Here is a 3,626-nt window from a genome sequence, read left to right as displayed (position 1 = left end):
TTCGTCGCAGTAGGTGGTGCCAAAGTCGCGAGCAGCTTGCTGGAGCGCGCCGAAGCAGTGGGGCTTCCGGTCTTCGAAGGCTACGGGCTCTCCGAATGCGCCTCCGTGGTTTGCCTGAACCGCCCAGGCGATCAGCATCCAGGCAGCGTGGGGCGTCCTCTACCGCACGTCCAGGTGCGTATCGCTGATGACGGGGAAGTGCTGGTTCGCGGTTCGACCTTGCTGGGCTACCTGGGTGAGCCTTCTTTCAACGAGGATTGGTGGCCAACCGGCGATCTGGGCCATTTCGACGCCGCTGGCTTCCTCTATCTGGCGGGCCGCAAAAAGAACCAGTTCATCACCAGCTTTGGTCGCAACGTGAATCCCGAGTGGATCGAGGCCGAGCTTTCCCAGACAGGCGCAATCCTCCAGGCCTTCGTCCACGGCGAGGGGCTGCCGCGCAACTTCGCATTGCTCTGGCCCATCGACCCAAGCATCAGCGACGAAGTCATCGAGCAGGCCGTGCAGCAATGCAACGCCGGCTTACCCGATTACGCACGGGTTTATGCCTGGAGACGCCTACCCAGTCCCTTTAGCGGTGCTGACGGAACCCTTACCAGTAATGGCCGGCCGCGCCGCGAGGAAATCCTCCGTCGCCACCAGCCACTCATCACTGAACTATCGCAATCCTGAGGTCTGCCATGAACTTCTTCGACACTCTCCAATCGGCCACCACCCAGGAGCGCCAGGCACTTTTCAGCGTTCCCGTCATTCGCGATGCCTTGGGCGGCGTTGTCAGCCTGGAGGGCTACATCGCCTTCCTCACCCAGGCCTACCACCACGTTCGTCATACCGTGCCGCTGATGATGGCGTGCGGCGCTCGTCTGCCCAGCCGGCTTGAATGGTTGCGCGGTGCAGTCTGCGAATACATCGAGGAGGAGTACGGCCACGAGCAGTGGATTCTCAATGACATTGCAGCCTGCGGTGGCGACGCGGAGCAGGTGCGTAGCAGCCGCCCCAGCCTGTCGATCGAGCTGATGGTGGCCTTCCTCTATGACTTGATTGCCCGCGACAATCCCGTCGGCCTGTTCGGCATGGTCAACGTCCTCGAAGGTACCAGTATCGCCCTGGCTACCCAGGCCGCCGGCAGCATCCAGCAAGGACTTGGCCTGCCGCCGACGGCATTCAGCTACCTGAGCTCCCACGGCGCGCTCGACCAGGATCACATGGCAACCTATCGCGAGCTGATGAACCGCCTGGATCGTCCGGAAGATCAAGAAGCGGTGATTCATTCCGCCAAGGTCGTCTACCAGCTGTACACCGAGATGTTCCGGGGCCTACCGCGAGCCCACCAGCCAGAGGTGCAGCATGCGCTTGCGTGAGTCGGTGGTGGTATTGACCGGTGCCAGCGGCGGCATTGGCCTGGAACTGGCCAGCCAGCTGTGTGCTGGTGGCGCCCGAGTACTGGCCATCAGCCGGCACCTTGGCGGTCTGGCGGTGCTCATGAACCGTTATCCCCATCAGTTGCGCTGGCACTCTGCTGATCTTCGTACCAAGAATGGCCGGCAGGAGGTAGCCACCGCTGCCTGGGCCATGGGCGGCGTGAACGTGCTGATCAACGCCGCAGGCGTGAACCGCTTCGCCCTGCTTGAGCAGATCGACGAAGACACGCTGGACGACCTGCTGGATCTCAACATCAAGGCCCCCCTGCAGCTGACCCGCCTGCTGCTGCCATTGTTGCGCGAGCAGCCTCATGCGTTGGTGGTCAACGTCGGCTCCATCTACGGCTCCATCGGCTATCCCGGCTACGCGACCTATAGCGCCAGTAAGTTCGCCTTGCGCGGATTCTCCGAGGCGCTTCGACGCGAATTGGCCGATACCACGGTCGACGTACTCTACGCGGCGCCACGTGCCACCCGAACATCGATGAACACTTCAGCCGCCACCGCGCTCAACCAAGCGCTGAAAGTAGGGATGGATGATCCGGTCGATGTCGCGCGGGCAGTACTTGATGCGGTGCAACATCAACGCAACGAGCTGTACCTGGGATGGCCTGAAAAACTCTTCGTGCGCCTCAACGGCATGCTGCCCGGCGTGGTTGACCGCGCGTTGCGCAAGCAGCTCCCACTGATCCGCCGTTACAGCTATGCCAACGCCAAGGAGCACAGCAAATGAAACGCCTGATACTCGCCAGCCTCATTGCCTTCTCCCCACTGACCTGGGCGCTCGATCAGACTGGCAGCCAGCACCTCAGCGCGATCCAGCAACGTTGGGCGCAAATCCAGTACCAGATGCCTGAGGCGCAACGCGCAGCCGCTTTCGAAAAGCTGGCGGGCGACGCGGAGACCTTTACCCGCGAGCAGCCCCAGGCTGCGGAAGCTTGGATCTGGAATGGAATCGTGACTAGCAGTTGGGCCGGTGCCACGGGCGGGCTTGGTGCGCTTGGTAAGGTCAAGGCTGCCCGAGCAAGCCTGGAGAAGGCCCTGGCTCTCGATCCAAACGCTCTGCAGGGGTCGGCTTACACCAGCCTCGGCGCACTGTATGACCGAGTGCCTGGCTGGCCCATCGGATTCGGTGACTCGGACAAGGCAGATGAGCTGCTGCGCAAGGCGCTGCAGTTGAATCCGGAAGGCATCGACAGCAATTACTTCTGGGGTGACCATCTCTATCGCCAAGGGCATTACGTCGAAGCGCGTGCGGCTTTGCAGAAAGCACTGCAGGCACAGCCACGGCCCGGCCGTGAGGTGGCCGACCAGGGCCGGCGCGGCGAAATCGATGCTTTACTCAAGACGATCAAGGACAAGCAGGACTGAGCATGCGGTTGCTGGTAGTCGAAGACGATCCCGCTCTAGGGGAAGGTATCTGCAACGGATTGCGCCAGGAGGGTTACACCATCGACTGGCTGCAGGACGGGGTGAGTGCATTGCACGCCTTGCAGCAGGAGACATTCGATCTCGTCGTGCTGGATCTGGGACTTCCGCGCCTGGATGGCATCGAGGTGCTGCGCCGGTTGCGTGCTGGGGGCGATGCGGTGCCCGTGCTGATCCTGACAGCCCGTGACGCGACCGATGATCGCATCGCCGGTCTCGATGCCGGCGCCGACGACTACCTGGTCAAACCGTTCGACCTCAACGAGCTGAAAGCTCGCCTGCGTGCGCTACTGCGTCGCAGCGCCGGTCGCGCCAAGGTGCTGATCGAGCATGCCGGGGTGACACTCGACCCGGCCACTCGGCAAGTCAGCTACCAGGGGCATCCAGTCGTGCTGACCCCGAAAGAGTACCGGTTGCTCCATGAACTGCTGTCCCAACCCGGCAAGGTCTTCACCCGCGAACGGCTCACTCAGCTCCTTTACGGCTGGGATGAAGAGCCCGAGAGCAACACGCTGGACGTGAATGTCTATCACCTGCGCAAGAAACTCTTCAACGATCTGATCCGCACCGTTCGCGGCATTGGCTACCTGGTGGAAGGCAAAGCATGAGTTCGTTGCGCCAACGCACGCTCTGGCGAGTAATGCTGCTATTGCTGGTCGGTACCAGCCTGCTTGCGCTCTACAACTATCACGACAGCAGCCACGAGATCGACGAGATCTACGACGCCCATCTGGCGCAGAACGCGCGCCTCCTGCAAGGCGTCATGAGCATGCCGCT

General features: G+C 62.1%; 5 protein-coding genes and 1 pseudogene. All 6 read left to right on the top strand.

Annotated elements, in window-relative coordinates; translation table 11 throughout:
* Positions 1 to 672 (top strand): AMP-binding protein (locus ACNFH5_RS30515; RefSeq protein WP_416752670.1); only part of this gene is annotated, 672 nt, incomplete at its 5' end.
* An 8-nt stretch (positions 673 to 680) separates the two neighbouring features.
* Entirely contained in the window at positions 681 to 1,361 is a 681-nt protein-coding gene (locus tag ACNFH5_RS30510) for a TenA family transcriptional regulator (RefSeq protein WP_416752669.1), read from the top strand.
* Entirely contained in the window at positions 1,348 to 2,154 is an 807-nt protein-coding gene (locus ACNFH5_RS30505) for an SDR family oxidoreductase (RefSeq protein ID WP_416752667.1), read from the top strand. The genes ACNFH5_RS30510 and ACNFH5_RS30505 overlap by 14 nt, the downstream gene beginning before the upstream one ends.
* The gene (locus ACNFH5_RS30500; RefSeq protein ID WP_416752665.1) at positions 2,151 to 2,792 is read left to right on the top strand and encodes a tetratricopeptide repeat protein; all 642 of its coding nucleotides are present in this window, start codon (positions 2,151 to 2,153) and stop codon (positions 2,790 to 2,792) included. Before ACNFH5_RS30505 ends, ACNFH5_RS30500 begins: the two co-directional genes overlap by 4 nt.
* Before the next feature lie 2 nt (positions 2,793 to 2,794).
* Positions 2,795 to 3,457, top strand: a complete 663-nt coding sequence (locus ACNFH5_RS30495) for a response regulator (RefSeq protein ID WP_416752663.1) — start codon at positions 2,795 to 2,797, stop codon at positions 3,455 to 3,457.
* A pseudogene (locus ACNFH5_RS30490) lies at positions 3,454 to 3,626 on the top strand (two-component sensor histidine kinase); the annotation flags it as partial. The gene ACNFH5_RS30495 and the pseudogene ACNFH5_RS30490, both read left to right, overlap by 4 nt.

It is taken from the genome of Pseudomonas sp. NY15435 (assembly GCF_048068295.1).
In the GTDB taxonomy this organism is placed as follows: domain Bacteria; phylum Pseudomonadota; class Gammaproteobacteria; order Pseudomonadales; family Pseudomonadaceae; genus Pseudomonas.
Note: the sequence above shows the minus strand (reverse complement) of the source record. Positions and strands in the feature narration are given on the sequence as shown.